This is a genomic window from Chryseolinea serpens (assembly GCF_900129725.1).
GTDB lineage: Bacteria > Bacteroidota > Bacteroidia > Cytophagales > Cyclobacteriaceae > Chryseolinea > Chryseolinea serpens.
The window spans coordinates 805213-828333 of sequence record NZ_FQWQ01000002.1 but is presented as its reverse complement, the minus strand read 5'-3'; the positions used below and the strand labels follow the sequence as shown (position 1 = coordinate 828333).

The window sequence follows — 23121 nt, the reverse complement described above, 5'->3', positions numbered from 1 at the left end:
GGGGAGCAGAACTATGCAGAAAATAAAAACATGGGCCGATAAAAACCTGCAAGGCGACAAGGTCATCTGGGCAGTGGTGTTTGCGCTTTCGCTGATCAGTATCCTCGTGGTGTACAGCTCCATCGGGACCCTGGCCTACAAACGCACACAAAGCCCTGAGAGCTTTTTGCTGAAACATACGTTCACCGTGATGGTGGGTCTGGCCGCGATGTGGTTTGCACACCGGGTAGACTATCGCTATTACTCCAAGCTTTCCAAGATCGGTTTGTTTGTCAGCATTCCGTTGCTGATCTACACTTTTACCAGCGGTACCAGCATCAACGATGCAGCGCGTTGGATCCAGGTTCCCATCGTGGGATCGTTCCAGCCGTCGGACTTCGCCAGCCTTGCATTGATCGTGAACCTGGCGAGCATGCTTTCCAAACGTCAACAAAACATCGACGATATAAAGGAATCGCTGATCCCCATCCTGTTTTGGTGTGGTATCATTTGCGGGCTGATCGCGTTGACAAACTTGTCAACCGCCATGCTGCTGCTGGTGACGTGTATGCTCATCATGTTCATTGGCCGCGTGCCGACGAAATATTTGGCGATGCTCGTTTTTGTGGGAGCGTTAGCCGGATCGCTGGCCATTGCGTTTGGTGTTCGGGGGGAGACGGCGAAACACCGGATTCAGAGTTTTATCGATGGCTCGGAGCTTCCGTTCCAGGCCAAGCATGCGCGCATCGCTGTGGCGACGGGCGGCGTGTTTGGCAAAGGACCAGGCAACAGCGATCAACGCAATATTCTTCCGCACCCGTATTCCGATTTCGTGTATGCGATCGTGATCGAAGAATATGGCCTCGTCGGTGGCATCGTGGTCTTGGGATTGTACTTGCTTTTGTTACACCGGGGAATGAAAGCCTCCTATAACAGCGACCGCGCTTTTGGGGGACTGCTTTCTGCTGGGCTAAGCTTTGACCTGGTATGCCAGGCCATGGTAAATATGGGAGTCGTGGTGGGGTTGGGCCCCATCACCGGGCAGCCGCTTCCCTTGATCTCTATGGGGGGAACGTCGATGGTGTTTACCGGACTTTCGTTGGGGATCATCCTCAGTGTGAGCCGCGGCGAGCAAGACCAGAAATGGGAGCAAAGCACAACCGAGGAGTCGAAGGAAACGAAAAACATGCCAACGGCAAAAGCAGCGTGAGTTCAAGCACACCATATCGTTTGATCATAAGCGGCGGCGGCACGGGAGGTCACATCTTCCCCGCCGTTGCCATCGCCAACGAGTTCCGCGAACGTCATCCGGATGCCGACATTCTTTTTGTGGGCGCCAAGGATAAAATGGAAATGACCCGTGTGCCGGAAGCCGGCTATAAGATCATCGGCTTGTGGATCACCGGTCTCCAACGGAAGCTGACCTGGTCGAACTTGTTATTTCCGGTGAAAGTGGCCGTGAGCTATTGGCGTGCGCGCAAGATCGTGAGCGAATTCAAACCGCATGCTGTGATCGGTACAGGGGGCTTTGCCAGCGGACCCGTGATGATGGCGGCGACACGCGCCGGTATCCCTTCCGTGATCCAGGAACAGAACTCCTTTGCAGGACTTGCCAACAAACAAGTTGCCGGCAAAGTGAGCAAAGTGTGCGTGGCCTATGAGGGCATGGAGAAATATTTCCCCAGCGAAAAACTGGTGCTCACCGGCAACCCCGTTAGAAAGGACATGCTTTCGATCGGTGTCAAGCGAGAACGCGCGCTGAATCATTTTGGATTTGATGCAGGTACGAAAACACTGCTCATCGTTGGCGGTAGCCTTGGCGCCCGCACGATCAACGAAAGCATTATCCAGGGGATCGAGAAATTAGTCGATGCCAAGGTGCAGGTGATCTGGCAAACGGGCAAGGGATATTATGAAGGATACAAAGCACAGTTGGTGAAGTACGACCTGCGCAAGATCCGTGTCCAGGATTTCGTAAAGGAAATGGACCTGGCCTATGCGGCTGCGGATGTTGTGATCTCGCGCGCCGGAGCGTTGGCTGTGTCGGAGATTTGCATCGCGAAGAAGCCGGTCATCCTGGTGCCTTCGCCGAACGTGGCCGAAGATCACCAGACCAAAAATGCTAAGGCACTCGTGGACAAAGACGCCGCCGTGCTGGTGCTCGACAAAGAGGCCGGGGTTAGGTTGGTCGACGAAGCCTTGAAGCTGCTGTTCGACAAACAGCGCACCGACAAACTTACCGAGAACATCGCTAAGCTGGCCAGACCGGATGCCACGGCATCCATCGTGAATGAAATTGAGAAGCTCATCGTGGCGAAGTCGGCCGACAAGGATCAGCCGGAGCACGGCGAACAACTATATTATAAATCAACAGGGAATAACCAGCCGATTGACACCAGTCGGCTGCAACCCGTAATGGTGAAACGATAAACGAACGTGACGTTAGAAAAGTACGATAACATCTATTTCCTCGGTATTGGCGGGATTGGTATGAGCGCCCTGGCACGGTGGTTCATGAAGGAAGGACTACGTGTTTCCGGCTACGACAAAACGTCTACGACACTGACGGACGAGTTGCAGAATGAAGGCATGCGCATTCACTTTGAGGACAAGCTCGAGCTGATCCCGGAAGAAGTGAAGCAGCAAAAAGACAAGACGTTGGTCATCTTCACACCGGCCATTCCCAAAGATCATGTCGAACACAACTACCTGAAACAAAATGGCTATACCATTTTGAAACGCTCGGAAGTGTTGGGCTTGCTCACCAAAGACTACAAGACCGTAGCAGTTGCTGGCACACACGGCAAGACCACGACGTCTTCGATGGTGGCGCATATCCTGAAAAGTGCAGGCAAGAGCATGGTCGGTTTCCTGGGAGGTATCACCACGAACTACGCATCCAACCTCGTGATGGAAGGAGACGTGAAGAAAGACACCCTGGTAGTGGTGGAAGCCGATGAATTCGATCGTTCGTTCCTTCGGCTTTTCCCACAGATCGCCGTGGTAACATCGGCCGATGCCGATCACTTGGATATTTATGGCGATCACGAGAGCCTGATCGTTTCATTCAAAGAATTTATTTCACAGATCAATCGCGGTGGCGACCTGATCATCCACGAATCGATAGCCGAACTTTTGGCCGACAAAGTGGACCATGTGAAGAAGCATATTTATAGCATGAGCCGGGGACAATTTTTTGCCGGGAACATTACCGCAAGGGGCGGATTTTTTCAGTTCGATCTCCATGGATTTGGAAAGGTCGAACACGTGCAGCTCGGTGTCCCTGGTTTTCATAACATTGAAAACGCCATCGCCGCGTCGGTGGCCGCAAACTTGTGTGGCGTGGGCCTTCCCACGATCGCCAAAGCCCTGGAGTCGTTCAGGGGTGTGAAGCGCAGATTTGAGTATGTTTTAAGAGGAAAGAAGGTGGTGTTTGTAGACGACTATGCGCATCACCCGACGGAGATCGAAGCGTTTCTGCGCTCCATGAAGTCGCTCTACCCGGGCAGAAAGCTGACGGCTATTTTTCAGCCTCACCTGTTTACGAGAACGCGCGATTTTGCGGAAGGATTTTCCAAAAGCCTGAGCCTGGCCGACGAGGTGTTGCTCATGGACATTTACCCGGCGCGCGAACTGCCGATCCCGGGCGTGGATTCGGATATGCTCATGAACGACATTACCAGTGCCGTGAAGATCCGATGCAACAAAAAGGACTTGATGGAGAAGCTGGAGAAGATGGATTTGGATGTGGTGGTCACGGTAGGAGCGGGCGACATCGATACGTTTGTAAAACCCATTGGGGAAATGCTGAAGCGGAAGTATGAAGATTAATTTTAACATAAGGAAGCGTGTTAAGATCATCATCGCGGTGTTGATTGTGTGTGGCATTATTGCGTTTGCCGAACGTCATCAGAGCTCAGCGTCGATCCGGGACATCACCATCAAAATGGTGAACGTGAACGAAAACCACTTCCTGGACGAGTCCGATATCGTGAATCTCATGCAGCTGAATAAGGAGACTTTGAAAGGCGCCACGCTGGACAGAGTCAATCTGAAAGACGTAGAGAAGAAAATCAAAAGTGAGCCGTTTATCAAAGACGCACAACTGTATAGCGACCTGAAAGGGAACCTGGTAGTGAAGACCGAGCTTCGCCGCCCCATTGCGCGCCTGGTTCGCAACGACGGCCCCGATGGCTACATCGCCGAAGATGGAACGGTGATGCCGGTGTCGGATAAATTTACGGCACGCGTTGTACTGATGAGTGGATCGTATGTGAACCAGCTCCTCAAACAAAACAACGTGAACGATACAGAGGATGGCAAGAACCTGATCGCTCTCCTGAACGTCATCCGCGAGGATGATTTTTGGGCCGCCCAGATCGCACAGCTCGACATCGATAGCAAAGCGCGCATCACCTTGTTCCCCCAGGTGGGCGACGAGAAGATCGAATTCGGGAAACCGGAAAACATAGAGGGCAAGCTTAAAAAGCTGATGATCTTCTACAAGGAAATTCTCCCGCGGATGGGATGGAACAAGTACGGAAGGGTCAATCTGGAATATGAAGGACAGATTGTTGCAGAATAAAGACAACGAAGCGTGACAAAATAAAAGCATTACAACAACCACTATAAAAGATCTATCATCATGGAACACGAAAAAATTGTAGTCGGGCTCGACATAGGCACAACAAAGATCTGTGCCATTGTAGGACGCAAGAATGAATTCGGCAAGCTGGAGGTGCTGGGTATGGGCAAGGCCGAGTCAGAAGGCGTGGTCAAAGGCATCGTTTTCAATATCGACAAGACCGTGTACGCCATCGAGAAAGCCATTCGCGAAGCCGGCGACCAGGCGGGCATCGACATCGGCGTGGTGAACGTGGGCATTGCCGGTCAGCATATAAAAAGCTTTATCCAGCACGGTGGCATCACCCGTTCTTCGAAAGAGGACGAGATCACCATCGACGACGTGGAGCGTCTCACGCAGGACATGTATCGCATGGTGGTGCCTCCCGGCAGCCAGATCATTCACGTGATGCCGCAAGACTATATGGTGGATTATGAAGAGGGTATCAAGGAACCTGTCGGCATGTCGGGCGTGCGCCTGGAAGCCGACTTCCATGTCATCACCGCCCAGACCAATGCCATCAACAACATCAACAAGTGCATCCGCAGGGGCAACCTGGAGATCGCCGATCTTATTCTTGAACCCCTCGCGTCCAGCCTGGCCGTGTTGAGCGACGAGGAGAAGGAAGCCGGTGTTTGCCTCATCGACATTGGCGGGGGCACGACAGACATCGCGATCTTCTACGACAACATCATCCGTCACACGGCCGTCATTCCTTTCGGAGGAAACATTGTGACCAACGACATCAAGCAGGGCTTGATGGTGTTGCCGCAGCAGGCCGAACAGCTGAAGACACGTTTTGGCAAGGCCATCGCCGAAGAGGCCAGCCCCAACGAGATCGTGTCCATCCCGGGCATCCGCAACCGTGCGGCGAAGGAGATCTCGGTGAAGAACCTGTCGAACATCATCCAGGCGCGGATGGAGGAAGTGATCGAGATGGCACACGCGGAGATCATCAGCTCCGGTTTCGAGAATCGCCTGGCCGGCGGCATCGTGATCACCGGCGGCGGCGCACAATTGAGCAACCTAAAGCAGCTTGTTGAATACATGACCGGTATGGACACCCGTATCGGTTACCCGAACGAACACCTGGGCAAGAGCAAGATCGAATCGGTGAAAAGCCCGATGTATGCTACTGCCGTTGGCCTGGTGCTATCGGGTTTCCGCTCTCTGGACGAAAGAGAGGACCGTTACAAGGAGGCGCGCGAAGTGGTGAAAGCCATTAAAGTGAAGAAGCAACCGGTAACAGCATCCAAGAATTTCTTCAACGACATCTTGAACAAAACCAAGAGTCTGTTGATCGACGACCTGGATGGAAAGAACGAATATTGAGCATTTCGGAACAGTAAAAGCGGGCGTTCGTGAAGCGTTGGCCATCCTGATCCAAAACCAAAAAAGACAACCACTAAAAAAATTCTAATCATGTTTGAAACAGGATCATACAAATTTGAGATCCCCAAAGCCAACAACAACCGGTCCATCATCAAGGTGATCGGCGTTGGCGGTGGCGGGAGCAATGCGGTGAACCACATGTATAAGCAAGGCATTAAAGATGTCGAGTTCATCGTTTGTAATACCGACAACCAGGCGCTGATGAGCAGCCCTGTGCCGAATAAACTTCAGATCGGCACCAACCTCACCGAAGGTTTGGGATGCGGTGCCAACCCTGAAGTGGGCAAGAACGCGGCGCTCGAAAGCAAAGAGCAGATCCGCGAGATGCTCATGGGCACCAAGATGGTGTTCGTCACGGCCGGTATGGGCGGTGGCACCGGAACCGGTGCAGCGCCCGTGATCGCCAAGATCGCCAAAGACATGGACATCCTCACCGTAGGCATCGTCACCGCGCCTTTCTCTTTCGAAGGAAAGAAGAAGATGGCCGCTGCCGACCTGGGGCTAGATACGCTGCGTGAAAACTGCGACACCGTGCTGGTGATCCTCAACGATAAACTGCGCGAGATTTTCGGAAACCTTTCCATCGGCCAGGCGTTCGCGCAAGCCGATAACGTGTTGACCACGGCGGCCAAAGGCATCGCCGAGATCATCACCTTGGCGGGCTACGTCAACGTCGACTTCCAGGATGTGCGCACCGTCATGCTGAACGCCGGCGCCGCCGTCATGGGCTCAGCCGAAACCCGCGGCGACAAACGCGCACCCAAAGCCGCAGAAGGCGCCCTCGCCTCGCCGCTGCTCGACAGCCGCGACATCATGGGCGCGAAACGGATCCTGTTGTCCATCATCTCCGGCGTAGAAGCCGAACTGCAGATGGACGAGCTGACCGAGATCACCGAATACATCCAGGACCAGGCCGGCGAAGAAGCCGAAATGATCTTTGGCCACGGTGTGGATCCGGACCTGGGCGACCGCATCCGTGTCACCGTGATCGCGACCGGGTTTGCGATGGAAACCAGCCACTTGCCGGCGAAGAAAGAAGAAAAGAAAGTTCACAACCTCGATCGTTCCCAGGGCTGGTTGTTCTCGCCGGATCACTCCGTCACCGAAAACAACGACATGGGCTCGCGTCGCACACCCGAGATAAAAACGAGCGCTTCCGAAGAAGAACCCGTTGAACGCGAACAAGTATTCACCGGTCCCTTCAACCGCGTCGATCCCGTCCAACCCGAAAACACCGACGACGATGGCGAAGAAAGCCTCTTCAAAGACGACGACTTCGACGACGTCACCCCCCGCTACGGCGACCAGGTGATCAACGACGAAGGCATGATGGAACTGCGCTCGACTAAACAACGCCTGCAACAGCAAGCAAAAGAGCGCCAGGAAAAAATGAAGCAGGCCCGCAAGCAAGAGATGACCAAAGAAGAGTTCAACGAAAAATGGTCACTCCCCGCATACTTACGCCGCGGCGTAAAAATGCAGGACGTGCCCCACTCGGCCGAACCCTTCATCTCCAAATACAATTTGAACGACGACAACAATCTGTTGGGCAACAATAAATTTTTGCACGACAACGTAGACTAGACTAACTTAATAGAATACAATAAAACACATAGAAAGACATGCAAGACATGGCATTTCCGGCACGACAGGTGATTTACTCCATTCGTAGTGGTTGTTGGTGGTAAATATTTTTTGCCGGTGCCGGAGTGCCAATTTTTAATCGGTTGATGCGCCATTTTTTATTTGCATTTTTGGTTTAAGCAAAGGGCGCAGGAGTTATGTAAATGCCGGACGTGAGAACGTCCGGCGTTTGTTTTTTATAGGGTGCTGGGTGAGGAGAGGGAACGGTCAGGCTAAAAAGTCCTAACGAAAATGGGATCAATACCCATCCGCCAGCTGGCGGACTGACTATGCCAGTGGATGTTTAAGCCCGGCGGATGGCCGATGAAGCGCTGTGTCCGTTACTCATTAATCGGAAAGTCAGGGCTAAAGCCCACGGATATATTCGTCGGGATTCCCCCGGCCTAAAGGCCGGGGTTATTCAGATCTCTTGTATCCTAGCTTCGAAAGATGTGCGCATAGACTAGGCCTAAAGGCTGGGGTTAATCGAGAAGTTTGTTAGGGATCAGATATAATTCTTTTGAATAACCCTGGCCTTTAGGCCAGGGAACAAACGACCGGTCCGTCACCGGGCTTTAGCCCTGACTGCACTCATTGTTTCTGAAAAGCAGATACAGCCCTTCGATACCTGATCACTCAATTTTCCAATTATTTCTTACCTCGTCGAGTTTCGAGATCAAACATGATTTTGATTCATCGTCTCCTGAAACGAATATTTTTACCAGGTCACCCTGCTTTTTACTGTTCAACAGGGAGTAATCATTGGTGAACGATTCCCCAAGAATACTTTGTCCCCGGGTTGTGTCATACCGGTAATGAACGGTTATTCCTTGACCAATGCCGGAAATGGGTAAGCCCCTGGTATGAGTCATAGAAACAATTTCCGCGTCTCTAACTTCGCCGCGTCGGTAAAGATCGATTTCATTTCTGACTCTCAAATACAAGAATATCAACAGCGCAAGTCCAATGACCAGGAGCGGCGTGAGGATGCGCAAGAAAAAGCCAATCGGAAATTCAAAGCGTTCGAGTCCAGGAATTATTGAACTGTCAGACAAGTACTTCACTTCAATGGTGTCGCCGACGTTCAGCGTTCGGATCTTGTCGGGATCCAGTACTCTGTATTGGGTTTCGATGTCCTTATCCCCGTTCGAGTACTTGTAACTTATAATAGAGGGGTGTTGATCGTTGATCGTGACATTTTGTTGTTCGACAATTTTCGTTATTGTCGCGGGTGTTGACTGGCCATTTTTGTTCACCTGTTCATAGTCAACTTTGGGAACATCAGAATCGATCATGGTAAATACCGACAACAAGATCACCCCAGCTCCAAGGGGCATTAAAGTAAATACCACCCCCAGCGTAAGATGAGTTCGTTTTTGTTTTAGTAAATCGAAAATTGTTTTGAATCCTACGCGCCTTGATTCTCTATTCATTATGGTCAATTTTTGGGATCGTGGTCGCTCAATATCCGCGAATTTTCGAGCATCTCAAAATTTGAATATTCCGCCCCAGGAACCGGAATAGCTTGGCCAGATCTTAAAAATTTGATGTACTGCGCCTTCCCAACGTCACCGCAACAGGCCCCCAAATCCTGGCCTCAAACTTGTAATTCTAACGGTAACACCAATGTTCAAAGTTATGAAACGGTCGTTGCCCCATGTTGCCTTGTTTACCATACTGGCCCTGTTTGGTCTTTCCGGATGTGATGTCTACACCGTAGAACCTCGCTACGACGTGCGCGACAACCTGACCGGAAACTACGAGATGGAGGAATATAGTAACACGTATAATGATCTCTCGTATTACCAGATCTACATCCGGAAGTCGGCGTATGCAGGAGAGATCTATATCGATAACTTTTATGCGTCCGACGTTCTGGTGCATGCCTCGGTTTCCTACGACCGCGTCACCATCCCTTACCAGGAAGTGAACGGCTATGCCATTGAAGGCACGGGCACCGTTTATGGCAGCACGCTTTCGCTGACCTATAGCGTGAAGGACCTCTACAATCACACCCCTGCCGACTTTTGTAAATCTACGGCCAACCGGTATTGAGGCGTTGATTTATTCAACGGGATAGCCGTTCTTTCAGGATTGATTTAGCATGAAGCCATTCCTGTACGAACTTGCGGAAACCCTGTATAAGAACTACCGTCCCTTGGACACGTTGACGGTAGTTTTTCCAAACCGCCGGGCCGTACTCTATTTTCGCAAACACCTGAGCGTGTTCCTGGAACGGCCCACGTTTGCGCCAAGGCTCATCACCATCGAAGATTTTATCGCCGACCTCACCGAACTGAAAGTCCCCGACAAACTCGAGCTCATCCATCGCCTGTTCAAGACGTATTATGAGCTATTAAAAAAATCGCCCGAGACGGCCAGCGAACCCTTCGACAAATTTTATTTCTGGGGCGATATGCTGCTGCGCGATTTCGACGAGGTCGACAAATACCTCGTCAACCCAGGCCAACTGTTTCAGGACCTGAGTAACCAAAAAGAGCTCGACTCCAGCTTCGACTATCTCACCGACGAACAACGCGAATTCCTGAAGACCTTCTGGGGCAGCTTTGAAGAACACCTCACCGGGAACAAGCGAAAATTCCTGACGGTATGGAACCAACTCTTCGCCCTCTATACCCGCTTCGGTCAGGCGTTGTTGGCCGAGGGCCTGGCCTATGAAGGCATGTTACACCGCCACGTAGCCGAAAATTTATCCGAAGGCATGGCGCAACGCGTGAAGGGAAAATCGTTGGTGTTTGCGGGCTTCAACGCCCTCACCAAGGCCGAAGAAAAGATCATGTCCTTTTTTGTGGACCGCGGCACGGCCACGATCCATTGGGACCTGGACGAATATTACGTCAACAACAACACCCAGGAAGCCGGCAAGTTTTTTCGTGAATACCAACAACACCCGGTGTTGGGAAAGACCTTTTCAAAAGACATACCGTCGCATTTCACGGCAGTGTTGCAGTCGGGCAAGCGTGCCGGGCAGCAGAAATCTGTCCGGGTGTTTGGCGCCGCGCAGCCGGTGGGACAAGCCAAAGTAATGGCGCAGGTCTTGCGTGAGCAGTTGGCAACGGGTATCGACCCGGAAGATACACTCATCGTGCTGCCCGACGAAAAGCTTTTGCTGCCCGTGTTGCATGGCCTTTCGGCCGATGTCGAAAAGCTCAACATCACCATGGGTTTTCCTGTGAGCAGCACACCCCTCTATAACCTGGTGGAGCTGTTGATCGAGATGCAGATCGGCGCCCGTCACGATCAATTCAATCACCGTCAGGTGCTCGCCTTGCTGGGACATCCCTATGTGGTCGCAGCCGATGCTGCCGTGGCCAACGCAAAGCGCAAGGAGATCCTGAGCAACAACTGGGTACACGTTCACCGGAACTTCCTGGCGTCGTCCGTGCCGCTTCATCGCCTGATCTTCACCACGGCCGGCGCCAACATCATCGGCTATCTAAAAGACATCGTCATGGAGATCGGGCGCATGAGCACCATCACGACCTTCGACAAGGAATATGCATTTCATTTTGTGAAGCTGCTCAACCGGATGGCAGATGTGATGGGCAACGACCTGGAAGAACAGCATTCCCCTTCGACTCCTGCTGACGAGGCTCCGGCACGAAGCCGGACCAAGTCCGTGGTGCTAAAATCTTTTTTGCGTCTTTTCCGGCAACTCATCCAGGCCTACAAGATCCCCTTCACGGGCGAGCCCTTGAAAGGTCTGCAAGTCATGGGTGTATTGGAGACGCGTAACCTGGACTACAAGAACGTGTTCATCCTCTCGCTCAACGAAGGCGCTTTTCCTTCGTCGGCCGGTAAGGGGTCCTACGTTCCGTTCAACATTCGCAGGGCGTATAGCCTGCCCACGGTAGAGCACCAGGACGCCATGTATGCCTACCTTTTTTATCGCGTACTACAACGCGCTGAAAATGTCTTCCTCTTCTACAACGCCGAAACCGATGTGCTGGGACAAGGCGAAATGAGCCGCTATCTTCAACAATTGGTGTATGAAAGCGGCTTGCATCTCGAAAAGAAGATCCTGCACAACCCCGTACAACCCACGCCCATCACGCCCATCACCGTAGAGAAAAACGAAGACGTGATGCAAACCCTGGCGCGCCTGAGCGAAGGCAACAGCATGTTCCGCGGGTTGTCGCCCTCCGCCCTCAACACCTACATGGAATGTCGCCTGCGCTTCTACTTCCGCCAGGTGGCCCGCATCCGCGAACCCGACGCCGTCGAAGAAGACCTGGATGCCCGCGTCCTCGGTAACTTCCTGCACGACGTCATGGAACATTTCTACAAGCGCCTGCGCGAACAAAAGAAAAGCAAGAACATCGAGGCCGCAGATTTTGATCACGCCGGCCTTCTCATCGATCAGCTCATCGATGAAGTATTCATAAATTCATATGGACTGGAACCTGGCAAGGCGGTCGTCTACGAAGGCCAACGCCTTGTGGTACGCGAAGTGGTGAAACGTTTTGCCCACCGCATCATCGAAATGGACAAGGCCTATGCACCCTTCACCATGGAAGCCGTGGAGCAGGAAGGCATGTTGTATCAGGTGCCCATCAGCAAACCTCCGGGCCATGTCTTGCTCAGCGGAAAGATCGACCGCGTCGATCGCAAAGACGACGTCTTGCGCGTGATCGACTACAAAACCGGCAAAGACAAACTGGACTTCGATAGCGTAGAGTCGCTCTTCATCCGCGATGGAAAACGCAACAAAGCCGCCTTCCAAACGCTGCTCTATGCGTTGCTCTATCGCGCCAATGCAAATCACCGCGGCACCCGCATCGTCCCCGGCCTCATCAACCGCATGAACCTGTTCGACGATGATTTTAAGTTTGGGTTAAAAGTCGGAAGGGAATATGTGACGGATGTCGATCCCTTGCTGCCGGAATTTGAACAGCGATTGAAAATAGTATTGGAAGAGCTTTTTGATATCGAGACGCCGTTTGATCAGACCACCGACCCGGAAATTTGCAGGAATTGTCCTTATCAGGGGATTTGTTATCGGTGAGGCGGTCGCCCATGTTGGTGTTCTTCACCAACATGCATTGGAGGTGGCATTTTAAACAATGCCGGCACGACCCAATATCGGCGTGACATATTACGTGCCATTGACAATCTTGCCAGACGCAAATGTTACAGGCGAGTGACTAACCAAGGGCCAGCACCCCCGCATGTTGGTGTCCCACCAACATGCACCATTCAGCTACAAATCATCACCAAATCAGCAGTCACATCCAGAACACACCGTCCCCTCAACCCTTCGTCTCCAAAAGTTTCTGAATCGCCATATACTCATCACGCAACTTCGCCGCCTCCATAAATTCCAATTCCTTCGCCGCCTTCTCCATCGCCTTGCGCGTGCGGTCAGACATTTTCATAAGCTCCTCCTTGCTGAGGTAAGCCACCACCGGGTCAGCAGCCAACGTAGCTTCTTCATCCTCCACATAATATTTGTGCGTCTTCTTGGAGTCGGCCACTTTGGTTTGGCCCAGGATGTTGCCCTTCGATTTTAGGACGGTGCGTGGCGTAATGCCGTTGGCTGTGTTGTATTCCCGCTGGATCGTGCGGCGGCGATCGGTTTCATCGATGGCCAGTTGCATAGATTCCGTGATGTTGTCGGCATACATGATCACCCGGCCTTGATCGTTGCGGGCGGCGCGGCCAATGGTCTGCACCAGCGAGCGTTGGTTTCGGAGGAAGCCTTCCTTGTCGGCGTCCAGGATGGCGACGAGCGAAACTTCGGGTAGGTCAAGTCCTTCGCGCAGCAGGTTCACGCCCACGAGCACGTCGAAGACGCCCAGGCGCAGTTCGCGTAAGATCTCTACGCGATCCAGCGTCGTCACTTCCGAGTGAATGTAGCGGCATTTAACGCCCACCCGGTCCATGTATTTGGTCAACTCTTCGGCCATGCGTTTGGTGAGGGTGGTCACCAGCACGCGTTCGTGTTTCTTCACGCGCTCGTCGATCTCTTCCAGGAGGTCGTCGATCTGGTTTCGGCTGGGGCGTACATCGATCTCGGGATCGAGCAAGCCGGTGGGCCGGATAATTTGCTCCACCACAACCCCCTCCGATTTGCGCAGCTCGTATTCCGAAGGGGTGGCGCTCACATAAACCGTCTGGTTGAGGAGCGCTTCAAATTCATTGAAGGTGAGGGGCCGGTTGTCCAGCGCCGAGGGCAAGCGAAACCCGTAGTCGACCAGGTTCACTTTGCGCGAACGGTCGCCGCCCCACATGGCGCGCACCTGGGGCACGGTGACGTGACTTTCGTCGATCACCATCAGGAAGTCGTCGGGGAAATAATCGATGAGACAGAACGGACGGTCGCCGGGCCGGCGACGGTCGAAATAGCGGCTGTAGTTTTCGATGCCCGAACAGTATCCCAGTTCGCGCATCATCTCGATATCAAACTCTGTGCGTTCCTTCAAGCGCTTGGCTTCCAGGTGGCGGCGATCGGCTTCGAACATGCTCACTTGCGCTACCATGTCGTCCTGGATCTCGCGGATAGCTTGATGCAGCGATTCCTTGCCCGTCACAAACAAGTTGGCGGGGAAGATGGTGACGATGGATTCGTCGGAGATCTTTTTGCCGCTCACGGGATCGATGCGTTGAATGGATTCGATCTCATCGCCCCAGAAATAAATGCGGATGGCGTAGTCGGCATAGGCCAGAAAAACGTCTACGGTATCGCCCTTCACGCGGAAGGTGCCGCGTTTGAATTCCACTTCGGTGCGGTTGTACAAAATGTCTACCAGGGCAAACAAGAGCTTGTTGCGCACAATGGTCTCGCCGGTTTTTAGCTTGATCACATTCTTGCCAAACTCTTCCGGGTTACCGATACCGTAGATACACGACACCGACGCCACCACGATCACATCGCGCCGGCCCGTCAGTAGCGAAGAGGTTGCGCTGAGGCGGAGTTTCTCGATTTCTTCGTTGATGGAGAGATCTTTTTCGATATACAGGCCGGAAGAAGGAATGAACGCTTCCGGTTGGTAGTAGTCGTAATAGGAGATGAAATACTCGACGGCGTTTTCGGGAAAGAACTGTTTGAATTCGCCGTACAACTGGGCGGCCAGGGTTTTGTTGTGGCTCAGGATCAAGGTTGGGCGATTGGTGCGGGCAATCACGTTGGCCATGGTGAAGGTCTTGCCCGAGCCGGTCACGCCCAGCAGGGTCTGGTGTTGCTCACCGGCCTCTACGCCCTTCGTTAGCTGTTCGATGGCCCGGGGTTGGTCGCCGGTCGGTTCGTATTCACTGGTGAGCTTGAAATTCATAGGCTACAGATATTTCGATGATGGATGTTGGAATAACTTCCTTAACGCATACGTCAAGGTCAAGTTAGTGGTTCCTGTCAAACAATAAAAAAATCGCTTCCGTTGCCAGAAGCGATTTCATTTCTTTGACCCGGGAGGTGTCAGTTATTCCAGATCGTCCACGATTTTTCGGCTTGGATGTGCAGCATTTCCAGGCCGTTCTTCACGGTGGCGCCGCGCATCTCTGCTTTTTGCAAAAACATGGTGCGTGCAGGGTTATAGATCAGGTCGTATACGTAATGGTCGGGACCGATGTGCTCGTTGTCGATCGGCGGCATGGTCTCGGTGTTGGGGCTCATGCCCAGGGGCGTGGTGTTGATGATGAGCAGCGACTCGCTGATGAGCTTGGGGTTGGCTTCCAGGTCGGCATAGGTGTAGTTGCCCTTTTTCGCTTCGCGCGAAACCACCGTGTAGTCGATCTTCATTTTTTTCAACGCCTCTTGAACCGCCTTGGAAGAGCCGCCGGTGCCCAGGATGAGGGCTTTAAATGTTTTTCCTTCGGGAATCCATTTTACAATGGTTTCATAAAATGCATCCGAATCCGTGTTAAAGCCTTTCAGCTTGCCGTCTTTGATCTTGATCACGTTCACAGCGCCGATCTTTTTAGCAAACCCGTCCACTTCGTCGAGGTACTTCAGCACCTGTTCTTTGTAGGGGATGGTCACGTTCAGGCCGGTGAGGCCTTTGGTTTCTTTTAACAATGCTTCAATATCCGTGATGTTGGTGAGTGGGAACAATTCGTAGTGATAGTCGCGGAGTCCTTCGCGGAAGAATTTTTCATCGAAATAAGCCTTTGAAAACGAGTGGCTAACGGTGGCACCGATTAGCCCGAATACTTTTTCCATGTTCAGAGTTTTGTTTTAAGTCTTGCTGAAATCTTTTCTACTAATACCATGATGAAAACGCCGATGGCCATCATCAAAATGGCCTGAAAAACCTGTGGGTCCTTACCGGTAACGGCTACATAATGCCAGGGCAAAATGCTCTTATCCCACACGGGCACTTGCTGGCCTCTGTTGTTGGTCACAAATTCCATGACCTGGCGCCACGGCCACAACTTGTTGAGGGTGCCCAGCATCAACCCGGCCAGCAAAGCTACGGTTGCGCCATGATAGTTGTCCACTACCCACCCCAAAATTCTGGAGAACCCCAGTAGCCCCGCAACGCATCCCAGGCTGAATACCAGCAACATAGGTAAGTCAAAGTTGGTGATGGCGTTGATGATATACCGGTATTTCCCGATAATAAGCAGGATAAACCCCCCGGAAATTCCAGGCAACAGCATGCCGCAAGCGCCCACCATTCCTGCGAAAAAGGCGAGCCAGAGGGCGTCGGGGGTATGAAACGCGGGTAAGATCGAGAGGCCATAGGCGATGGCGGTGCCTGCTGCGAGGGCGAGGACGATGCCGCCGTTCCATTTCTTTATTTCCCTGAGCATCAGGGTGACAGAAATGGCGGTCAGGCCAAAAAAGAAGGCTGAAGTGGCCACGGGATGGCGCGTGGAAAGGTAGATCATGCCCTTGGCAGCCGTAAAGATGCTGGTGATGATGCCCAGAAAGATGGTCAATAAAAAGCTGCCGTTGATTTTCTCCCAAAATCCCGAAAAATCACGGTTTTTAAGCATTTGAAGGGCTTTCCAGTCGATGGCCTGCAACGAAGAGATGAGCTCGTTGTAGATGCCCGTGAGCAAGGCCGTAGTGCCCCCGGAAACGCCGGGTATAACGTCGGTGGCTCCCATACTTATGCCTTTCAAGTAAAGGAGAATATAGTCTTTGGGTCTTCTCAAATCGGTAAGCTTAGTCTACCTCGAAGGGCGGCGCCGTGTTGGTGTTCTTCTTTTCTATACCGAGGAAGTGCAAGAAGGTGTCACCTCGTAGACCTAATCGTATGGTTTCCAGGGGAATAACTTCTTCCGGGGAGATATTGCCCAGGTTCACGTTGGCGCCCAGCAGTTTGATGAACCACACTTGTTGCGCCTTTTGGGGAGCTTCCCAAATGATCTTTTCAAAGGGGATTTTCGTGAGAATTTCTTGCACCAGACCGGAACGCACCTCTCCGGTGGACCGGAACAGGCCTACGTTTCCGCCTTCGCGGGCTTCGCCGATCACCTTCCAGGCGCCGGCGTCTAACTCTTTCTGCATCAGCTCGATCCACATGTAGGGCGGGATGATCTTGTCCGCATCCTTTGACCCCACTTCCGAGAGCACGGTTACCTGGTCGGCCAATTTGGTGATGTAATCGCATTTTTTGTCGTGATCGATGTCCATCGACCCATCCGACACCTCTGCGAACGACATCTCATATTTATCCAATAAACGACGGTAGTCTTCGAACTGGTCACGGATCACAAAGGCTTCGAAGAGCGTGCCCCCGAAATAGACCGGCAGGCCGGCTTCTTTGTATACTTTCAGCTTGTCTTTCAGGTTGGGTGTCACAAAGGAGGTGGCCCATCCCAACTTCACGATATCGATATGATCTGCACAAATACTGACAAAATCCTCCGTTTCGCGTATACTCAAGCCCTTATCCATGGCCATAGTAAAGCCATATTGCCTGGGCTTGGTCGTACGCTCAGGCAGGTTTTTAAGTTCGTAGTTCATTAGCTATTTTCTTTTCTAAACTGCTCGATGATCTTGTACAGCGCCTTTTGCGTCTCGATCTTAGGAAAGAAATCGAACAGGGCGGTATGTCCATCGAAGTCCAAAATTAAAGCATTTTCCAAATAATTAAAGGCTTCTTTAAAGCGACCAGCTTCGATGAGGTATACCGTCATGCGGTAGAAAAATTCGGCATCGTCCGGAATTTCGTCAAATCCCGTCAATAAGGTGGCTATGGCCTTGTCGTGATCGCCTTGTTCGTAGTAGATAAACGACCAATTCAGCCATATTTCCTTGTCGCCGGGTTCCAGTTTCGAGGCTTCTTCATAAGCGTCGATGCTGGATACGGTGTTGCCCACTTTGAATTCGGCATGGGCCACCGACTTCCAATATTCCGGATTTTCAGTGTTGATTTTCAGGGCTTTGTTATAGAAATGGAGGGCCTGATACCATTTTTCCTGTTTTTCCAGGCAGGCGCCCGCCCCAAACCAAGCTTCGTCATAAAGCGAGTCGAGTTTGGTGGCCTTCTGGAAATACTTCAAGCCCAGCTCATATTGCTCCAGGCTTTCATAGGCAGCACCCAGGCAGCAGTACACCTCCGGGCTGGGACCCTCGATCTCCACCGTCTTGCGGAAGGCGTCCAGCGCTTTGGTATACTCGCTCATGTTCATGTAGGTGTTACCCGTGTTGAAATAAGCAGAGGCAAACGACTCGTCGATGGTGATGGCGTAGTCGTAGGCGTTGAGGGCTTCCTGGTATTTCTCCAGCTTGTTGTAGACAATGCCGAGATTATACCACGCCGCCGTGGAATAGGGATCTTCGTCGATGAACTTCTGATAATATTCGATGCTGCCTTCCAGTTGGCCGGTCACATCCAGACAGAACGCCAGCTCGTACAGTGAGCCGTCGTGATTGATGTTGATCTCGATGGATTTCTTGTAGGCCTCGATGGCTTTCTCATAGTCTTCCATGCTCTGGTGCGCCAACCCGATGCTGTAGTATACTTCATCTTTATCGTCGGCCAGCAACAAAGCTTGTTCGTAGTTCTCGATGGCCTCGGCATGGTTGCCTTGCAGGGATAGGATGGACCCTTTTGTCAGGAAAATTTCCGGGTCGTTGGGTTGCAGGGCGTGCGCTTGTTCCAACAGCTCCAGCGCCTGGCCGAATTCTTCCAGGTTGGAGAGAATCTGTGCCTTGACGGTAATCAGTTCTGTGGAAAAGGGATATTGACTAATGGCTTGATTAACGGCTTGAAGGGCCTTGCTATGTTTGCTACGCAACATGTAGTGATCAATGATCTGTTCGTAGGCATCTAAATCAAAAAACTCTGCTTTCTTTTTCCGGAGATGGTCTTCAAATCGTTTAATCAGCTCGTTTCCTTCTTCTCTTTTACGATATTCTTTAGACATGGACTAAAAGGTTTTCCTAAAATAAGTAAAACTGGTGTAAAGCTAAGACCTTTCGAATTAATTTTTAGTGTGGATTTTTCTCCATGTAATATTCGCAACACCATTGAAGGGTTTCATCAATCGGTTGAAATTCAAAATTGAGCGTGTTGCGGATTTTGGTGCTCTCATACAAAAATTCGGTGCCTGCCAAACGCGCCCTTTCGCGGGTAACAAGCGGTTCTACACCCGCAACCTTCGCACGCACTGCCTCCACTGCTGCCATCACCGAAAGCAAGCCCTTAGAGACTCTGATGCCCGGTGATTTTTTGTTGAATTTCCTTGCTATGCTGGAAAAAAAATCCGAATACGAAATTTTACCCGCGCTGGCGATAAACCGCTCGCCTTGTACGGGATGGTTTAGCAATCGGTAACTCAAATCGGCAACGTCGCGCACGTCCACATAGTTCAAAAAGCCATCCATGTAGAAAGGCTTCTCGTCCCACACATACTTAAACAACTGCGCACTGCTGCGCGTCCAGTCTGCCGGCGCCAGGATCAGAGAGGGATTGACCACGACCGAGGACAAGCCTTCTTCCTGGCCACGGAAAACTTCCAGCTCTGCCAGGTACTTGGATTGTGCGTAGACGCTGTTTAGGGGACTGTCTACCCACTTGTTATTTTCAGTGATAAGGTTCTGATCTTTTTGTCTGCCCAGCGCGGCCACGGAGCTGACGTGCACCAATCGCTTCACGCCATTCACCAGCGCAGCATTCACCACGTGACGTGTACCCAGTGCATTTACATTCAGCACTTCTTTCGCACGACGTGGATTGAATGACACGGCGGCCGCGGTGTGGAAGACGTGTGTCACATCATGAAAGGCTTCGTCTATCGCCTGGGCATCGAGCACATCGGCATCGCGCCAGGTGATCTTGTCGGCGATATCGTTGAGCAATGAAGTATCGCTGCCTTGTCGTTTGAGCGCCACAAACACTTCGTTCTTCTCCACTAGTTTTCGCACCAGGAAGCTGCCCAACAAGCCATTGGCTCCGGTAACCGCGATCATGATATGGGCTGTTTATGCATACAGGGGCAAGGTAGTGAAAAACGAAAGGTCAGAGTGAATTATTCAGGAGCGGCAAAGATAATGCTTTTTGAAAATGCTTCTGGCTTTGTGCCACGCCCACCAATTGCACATGTTGCTTTGCATGGCAATCGCTTCCCAGCAAATGCACCCAACCTCTGTCGATCAGCTTGTGGGCGGTGCGTTGCGCCTCTTTGGAGTAGTAGCCCGTGATGGAACTGATATTGACCTGCAGCAACACGCCGCGGTCCATCAGGTCTTTTGCTTTCTCGATGTCGTTTTGCAAATAGAGATAGCGCTCGGGATGGGCCAGCACGGGCCGGTAGCCTTTGGTGTTGGCCTTGAAAATAAACTCTTTCAGGTTAAAGGGCTCGTTCAGGAAGTTGGTCTCGAAAAGCAGAAGCTTCTTCCCGAAGGTGAGCAGGGGCGCATCGTTTTCGAGCATGCGAAAAACGTTCTCATCGAGATAGTATTCGGCGGCGGCGTCCACCTCCATGCTGATGTTGCGTTCTTTGAGATGGGCGCGCAGTTTTTGCAGGGCGTCGCCAATGATTTCCGGCGTGTTCCGGTACGCGTCGCTCATCACGTGGGGTGTGGTGATCAGCTTGCGGTAGCCGAGTTGTTCGAAGCGGGTAATGATCTCTTCAGCGTCCTCATAGGTCTGCACGCCATCGTCCAACCCCGGTAGCAGGTGGGAGTGAATGTCGATGCGCAAGCTTGCCGGGTGGGCAGGGGCCGTCTTTTTTTTGAACCAGGAAAACACTAAGTATTAAAAATTTTCTTTAGCCAAGGTCGGGTCCCGGGCTCTTCGTAATAGCCGTAGCCATAACTCTGTTCGCCCGTGGATGGCAACGCATTGAGCAGTGTGGTGATGTTCGAGAATTTATTGATGTTGATGATGCGTTGCAGGTTGAGAACAAAATCCTTCTTGGAATAGTTGGCGCGGAAAATATAAATCGAAATGTCGGCGCGCTTCATGGCCATAATACCGTCGGTGACCAGTCCAACCGGGGGCGTGTCCAGGATGATATAATCATATTGGGTCTTCAAGTCGTTCAGCAGTTCTTCAAACTCGCCGTTCAGCAACAACTCGGAAGGATTAGGAGGGTGCGGTCCGGAAGGAATGTAGTCGAAGTTGGACAGGGCGGTGGTGGATACGCATTCCTGCCAGGTGTTTTTCCGGATCAGCACCGTGCTGATGCCCTTGGAGGGGTCCTCTACCGTGACCGGCAAATTCTGTTTGGGTTTGCGCATGTCGAGGTCGAGGAGCACCACCTTCTTTTTCGACAGCGCCATCACCGCGCCCAGGTTGAGGGCGATAAAAGATTTGCCTTCGCCCGAAACGGTCGACGACACGGCAATCACTTTGCGTTGACCGTTGATATTGAAAAAGTCCAGGTTGGTGCGCAAGGTCCGGATGGCTTCACTGACCATTGATTTAGGATGGTCGAGCACGTGCAAGCCATTCTTGGTGAATTGCCGCGAGGAGGGCACCACGCCCAGCATGGGCACACTGGTCACCCGTTCAATATCCAGCAGGCTGGTGACCTTGTTGTTCAACACATAGAGCAAGCCCACCAGCAGCAACATCGCCACGAAGCTTCCCACAAACCCGATGCCTGTGATCATCAGTTTGTTGGGCGAGATCGGGGTATACGACAAGTTGGCGGGTGAAAGGATCTTATAATCCGGAACACTGCCGGCCTGGGTGATCTCGAACTCGGACTTCGATTGCATGAGCGACAAATAGAATTGCTCATAAAGTTTATAGAAGCGAAGATTCTTGGAGAACTGTGTGCTCTTGTCGGGAATGTTCACAAATTCGTGTTCGAGCCGCGCCTTTTTTTGATTGATCTGGTCCAGGCGCTTGATCCACTCCGCGCGCTGCTCCTCCAACTGCCGGCTCGCTTTTGCGCGAAGGGTCTCGATGTCTTTTTGACGTTGACGATAGGCGAAGGTCGCTTCATTATAGGAGAGCTTCAGTTTTTCCTGGTCCCGGTAGAGGTCTTCCAGTTGCTCCAGGTTCTTGGCCACCGTGGGCGGCAAGGCGTGAAGTTGAGTCAGCGAAATGGACAAGTCACCGGCCTTCATCCCGTCCATCAGCGTGTTCACTTCCACGATCCTATTGGTGAGTTCATACCGTTGGGAGTCGAGGCGGTTGATGGCCGACACGGTTTTCTTCAAGTCCTCGTCCAGGTTGTTGGTCTTGTTCTGCAGGGTGAAGTTCTCGAAGTAATTTTCGAAGTCCTCCATCTTGTGCTCGATGTTGACGAGTTCGTTCGAGACCCAGTCGATCTTCTGCTTGTTGGCGAGGTTCTTTTGTTCGTAGCTGTAATGCAGGTAAATGGAATCGATCTTGTTGAGGATGGCCGTGGCTTTGGTCGGATTATTGTCTTTGAAGGAAATGCGCAGCGTGTGAGCGTTGTAGTTTAGCGGCTCGGCCGTCAGGCTTCGCAGCAGATATCCCAACAACGCATCGCGGGTGTTCAACACAAAGAAATAGCCGATCTCATCACCTTTCCGGAAGGCTTCATTTTTTTCGATGTAGAGGTCGACGCCGTTCAGGCTTACTTTCGAATTGTAGCGGCCCGTTGTTTTCTGGCCCTCGTCGCCTACCTGGAGCGTGAACTCATCGCTCCCGCTATCGTCGAGGTGAATGGGTACGTTGAAGCTGCTTTCATTTTGTGCTTTGTAGCGGACCAGGAACGGTGCGTTTTGGAACAGCTCGTCGTTCAGCACGCGGCCCACACTAAAGTAGCTCACATTCAGATCGGAGGAGTCCAGCACGCGTCCCAAAAACAATCGCGACTCAATGAGTTCGATCTCGCCCGACAGCAAGTTGAAATTCGGATCTTCCACTGTGGGCTTGATGCCAAACTCCGTCGCTTCATTTTTTATATCCAGCTTCAGTTCCGACGATGACTCGTAGAGATTTTTGGTGTAGCGTACCTTGAGATAGGCCACGCTGTTGATGACGAGAAATAGAATGATCAGCCAAAGCCAATTGCGCTTGAGCGTGGTCTTCAGCTTATTGAGGTCAAGGGCTTCGTTGGCCTGTGATTGCTGGGGCTGTATGTTTTTTGGTGTCTCCAACATTTCTTTT

17 protein-coding genes are annotated in these 23121 nt (G+C 52.0%); 8 read left to right on the top strand and 9 right to left on the bottom strand.

The annotated features are described in order from the left end of the window. Positions 1-13: 13 nt before the first annotated feature. The 6 genes from BUB30_RS17355 (at position 14) to ftsZ (ending at position 7579) form a co-directional block, all read left to right on the top strand. Positions 14-1189, top strand: a complete 1176-nt coding sequence (locus tag BUB30_RS17355) for an FtsW/RodA/SpoVE family cell cycle protein (RefSeq protein ID WP_073136368.1) — start codon at positions 14-16, stop codon at positions 1187-1189. Beyond that, positions 1123-2409 (top strand): undecaprenyldiphospho-muramoylpentapeptide beta-N-acetylglucosaminyltransferase, encoded by a 1287-nt coding sequence (murG, locus tag BUB30_RS17350; RefSeq protein WP_084138201.1) that lies wholly within the window; start codon positions 1123-1125, stop codon positions 2407-2409. The genes BUB30_RS17355 and murG overlap by 67 nt, the downstream gene beginning before the upstream one ends. Before the next feature lie 6 nt (positions 2410-2415). Beyond that, entirely contained in the window at positions 2416-3810 is a 1395-nt protein-coding gene (gene murC / locus BUB30_RS17345) for a UDP-N-acetylmuramate--L-alanine ligase (RefSeq protein WP_073136363.1), read from the top strand. Further along, positions 3800-4564, top strand: coding sequence for a cell division protein FtsQ/DivIB (locus BUB30_RS17340; protein WP_073136360.1), 765 nt, complete (start codon positions 3800-3802; stop codon positions 4562-4564). The genes murC and BUB30_RS17340 overlap by 11 nt, the downstream gene beginning before the upstream one ends. Positions 4565-4624: 60 nt before the next feature. Continuing rightward, positions 4625-5935: a cell division protein FtsA gene (gene ftsA / locus BUB30_RS17335; RefSeq protein ID WP_073136357.1), complete on the top strand. Its 1311-nt coding sequence runs from the start codon at positions 4625-4627 to the stop codon at positions 5933-5935. 90 nt (positions 5936-6025) lie between these two features. Next, positions 6026-7579, top strand: coding sequence for a cell division protein FtsZ (gene ftsZ / locus BUB30_RS17330; protein WP_073136354.1), 1554 nt, complete (start codon positions 6026-6028; stop codon positions 7577-7579). 671 nt (positions 7580-8250) lie between these two features. Here the strand turns inward: ftsZ and BUB30_RS17325 are convergent. Then, positions 8251-9051, bottom strand: a complete 801-nt coding sequence (locus BUB30_RS17325) for a DUF3592 domain-containing protein (RefSeq protein WP_143164968.1) — start codon at positions 9049-9051, stop codon at positions 8251-8253. A 205-nt stretch (positions 9052-9256) separates the two neighbouring features. Between BUB30_RS17325 and BUB30_RS17320 the strand changes: the two genes are divergently transcribed. Continuing rightward, on the top strand, positions 9257-9673 hold the full coding sequence (locus BUB30_RS17320) for a hypothetical protein (RefSeq protein WP_143164967.1): 417 nt from the start codon (positions 9257-9259) through the stop codon (positions 9671-9673). Between the two features lie 49 nt (positions 9674-9722). Next, on the top strand, positions 9723-12644 hold the full coding sequence (locus BUB30_RS17315) for a PD-(D/E)XK nuclease family protein (RefSeq protein ID WP_073136341.1): 2922 nt from the start codon (positions 9723-9725) through the stop codon (positions 12642-12644). Between the two features lie 244 nt (positions 12645-12888). On the opposite strand, the gene uvrB is transcribed toward BUB30_RS17315, so the two are convergent. The 8 genes from uvrB to BUB30_RS17275 form a co-directional block, all read right to left on the bottom strand. Continuing rightward, positions 12889-14910, bottom strand: coding sequence for an excinuclease ABC subunit UvrB (gene uvrB, locus BUB30_RS17310; RefSeq protein WP_073136339.1), 2022 nt, complete (start codon positions 14908-14910; stop codon positions 12889-12891). Positions 14911-15050: 140 nt separating this feature from the next. After that, a complete protein-coding gene (locus BUB30_RS17305) occupies positions 15051-15794 on the bottom strand; it encodes a shikimate dehydrogenase family protein (protein WP_073136336.1) in 744 nt (247 codons plus the stop codon). A 2-nt stretch (positions 15795-15796) separates the two neighbouring features. Next, positions 15797-16735, bottom strand: a complete 939-nt coding sequence (locus tag BUB30_RS17300) for a DUF368 domain-containing protein (protein WP_073136332.1) — start codon at positions 16733-16735, stop codon at positions 15797-15799. Between the two features lie 10 nt (positions 16736-16745). After that, complete coding sequence (locus BUB30_RS17295) at positions 16746-17549, bottom strand: phosphosulfolactate synthase (RefSeq protein ID WP_073136327.1); 804 nt, start codon at positions 17547-17549, stop codon at positions 16746-16748. Further along, positions 17549-18955, bottom strand: coding sequence for a tetratricopeptide repeat protein (locus BUB30_RS17290; protein ID WP_073136324.1), 1407 nt, complete (start codon positions 18953-18955; stop codon positions 17549-17551). The genes BUB30_RS17295 and BUB30_RS17290 overlap by 1 nt, the downstream gene beginning before the upstream one ends. A 64-nt stretch (positions 18956-19019) precedes the next feature. Next, positions 19020-20000 carry an NAD-dependent epimerase/dehydratase family protein gene (locus BUB30_RS17285; RefSeq protein ID WP_084138199.1) on the bottom strand — a complete coding sequence of 327 codons (981 nt, stop codon included), beginning with the start codon at positions 19998-20000 and terminating at the stop codon, positions 19020-19022. A gap of 49 nt (positions 20001-20049) precedes the next feature. Next, complete coding sequence (locus tag BUB30_RS17280) at positions 20050-20781, bottom strand: tyrosine-protein phosphatase (protein WP_073136320.1); 732 nt, start codon at positions 20779-20781, stop codon at positions 20050-20052. Continuing rightward, positions 20781-23114, bottom strand: coding sequence for a GumC family protein (locus tag BUB30_RS17275; protein WP_073136318.1), 2334 nt, complete (start codon positions 23112-23114; stop codon positions 20781-20783). Before BUB30_RS17275 ends, BUB30_RS17280 begins: the two co-directional genes overlap by 1 nt. Between the last annotated feature and the right edge of the window lie 7 nt (positions 23115-23121).

What these genes read in the sequence shown, in the direction of transcription:
- BUB30_RS17290 (WP_073136324.1), bottom strand. Translation starts at nt 18,955, where the DNA reads ATGTCTAAAGAATATCGTAAAAGAGAAGAAGGAAACGAGCTGATTAAA.
- BUB30_RS17340 (WP_073136360.1), top strand. Translation starts at nt 3,800, where the DNA reads ATGAAGATTAATTTTAACATAAGGAAGCGTGTTAAGATCATCATCGCG.
- uvrB (WP_073136339.1), bottom strand. Translation starts at nt 14,910, where the DNA reads ATGAATTTCAAGCTCACCAGTGAATACGAACCGACCGGCGACCAACCC.
- BUB30_RS17320 (WP_143164967.1), top strand. Translation starts at nt 9,257, where the DNA reads ATGAAACGGTCGTTGCCCCATGTTGCCTTGTTTACCATACTGGCCCTG.
- BUB30_RS17295 (WP_073136327.1), bottom strand. Translation starts at nt 17,549, where the DNA reads ATGAACTACGAACTTAAAAACCTGCCTGAGCGTACGACCAAGCCCAGG.
- BUB30_RS17285 (WP_084138199.1), bottom strand. Translation starts at nt 20,000, where the DNA reads ATGATCGCGGTTACCGGAGCCAATGGCTTGTTGGGCAGCTTCCTGGTG.
- BUB30_RS17275 (WP_073136318.1), bottom strand. Translation starts at nt 23,114, where the DNA reads ATGTTGGAGACACCAAAAAACATACAGCCCCAGCAATCACAGGCCAAC.
- ftsZ (WP_073136354.1), top strand. Translation starts at nt 6,026, where the DNA reads ATGTTTGAAACAGGATCATACAAATTTGAGATCCCCAAAGCCAACAAC.
- BUB30_RS17315 (WP_073136341.1), top strand. Translation starts at nt 9,723, where the DNA reads ATGAAGCCATTCCTGTACGAACTTGCGGAAACCCTGTATAAGAACTAC.
- BUB30_RS17305 (WP_073136336.1), bottom strand. Translation starts at nt 15,794, where the DNA reads ATGGAAAAAGTATTCGGGCTAATCGGTGCCACCGTTAGCCACTCGTTT.
- BUB30_RS17355 (WP_073136368.1), top strand. Translation starts at nt 14, where the DNA reads ATGCAGAAAATAAAAACATGGGCCGATAAAAACCTGCAAGGCGACAAG.
- murG (WP_084138201.1), top strand. Translation starts at nt 1,123, where the DNA reads ATGGGAGCAAAGCACAACCGAGGAGTCGAAGGAAACGAAAAACATGCC.
- BUB30_RS17325 (WP_143164968.1), bottom strand. Translation starts at nt 9,051, where the DNA reads ATGAATAGAGAATCAAGGCGCGTAGGATTCAAAACAATTTTCGATTTA.
- ftsA (WP_073136357.1), top strand. Translation starts at nt 4,625, where the DNA reads ATGGAACACGAAAAAATTGTAGTCGGGCTCGACATAGGCACAACAAAG.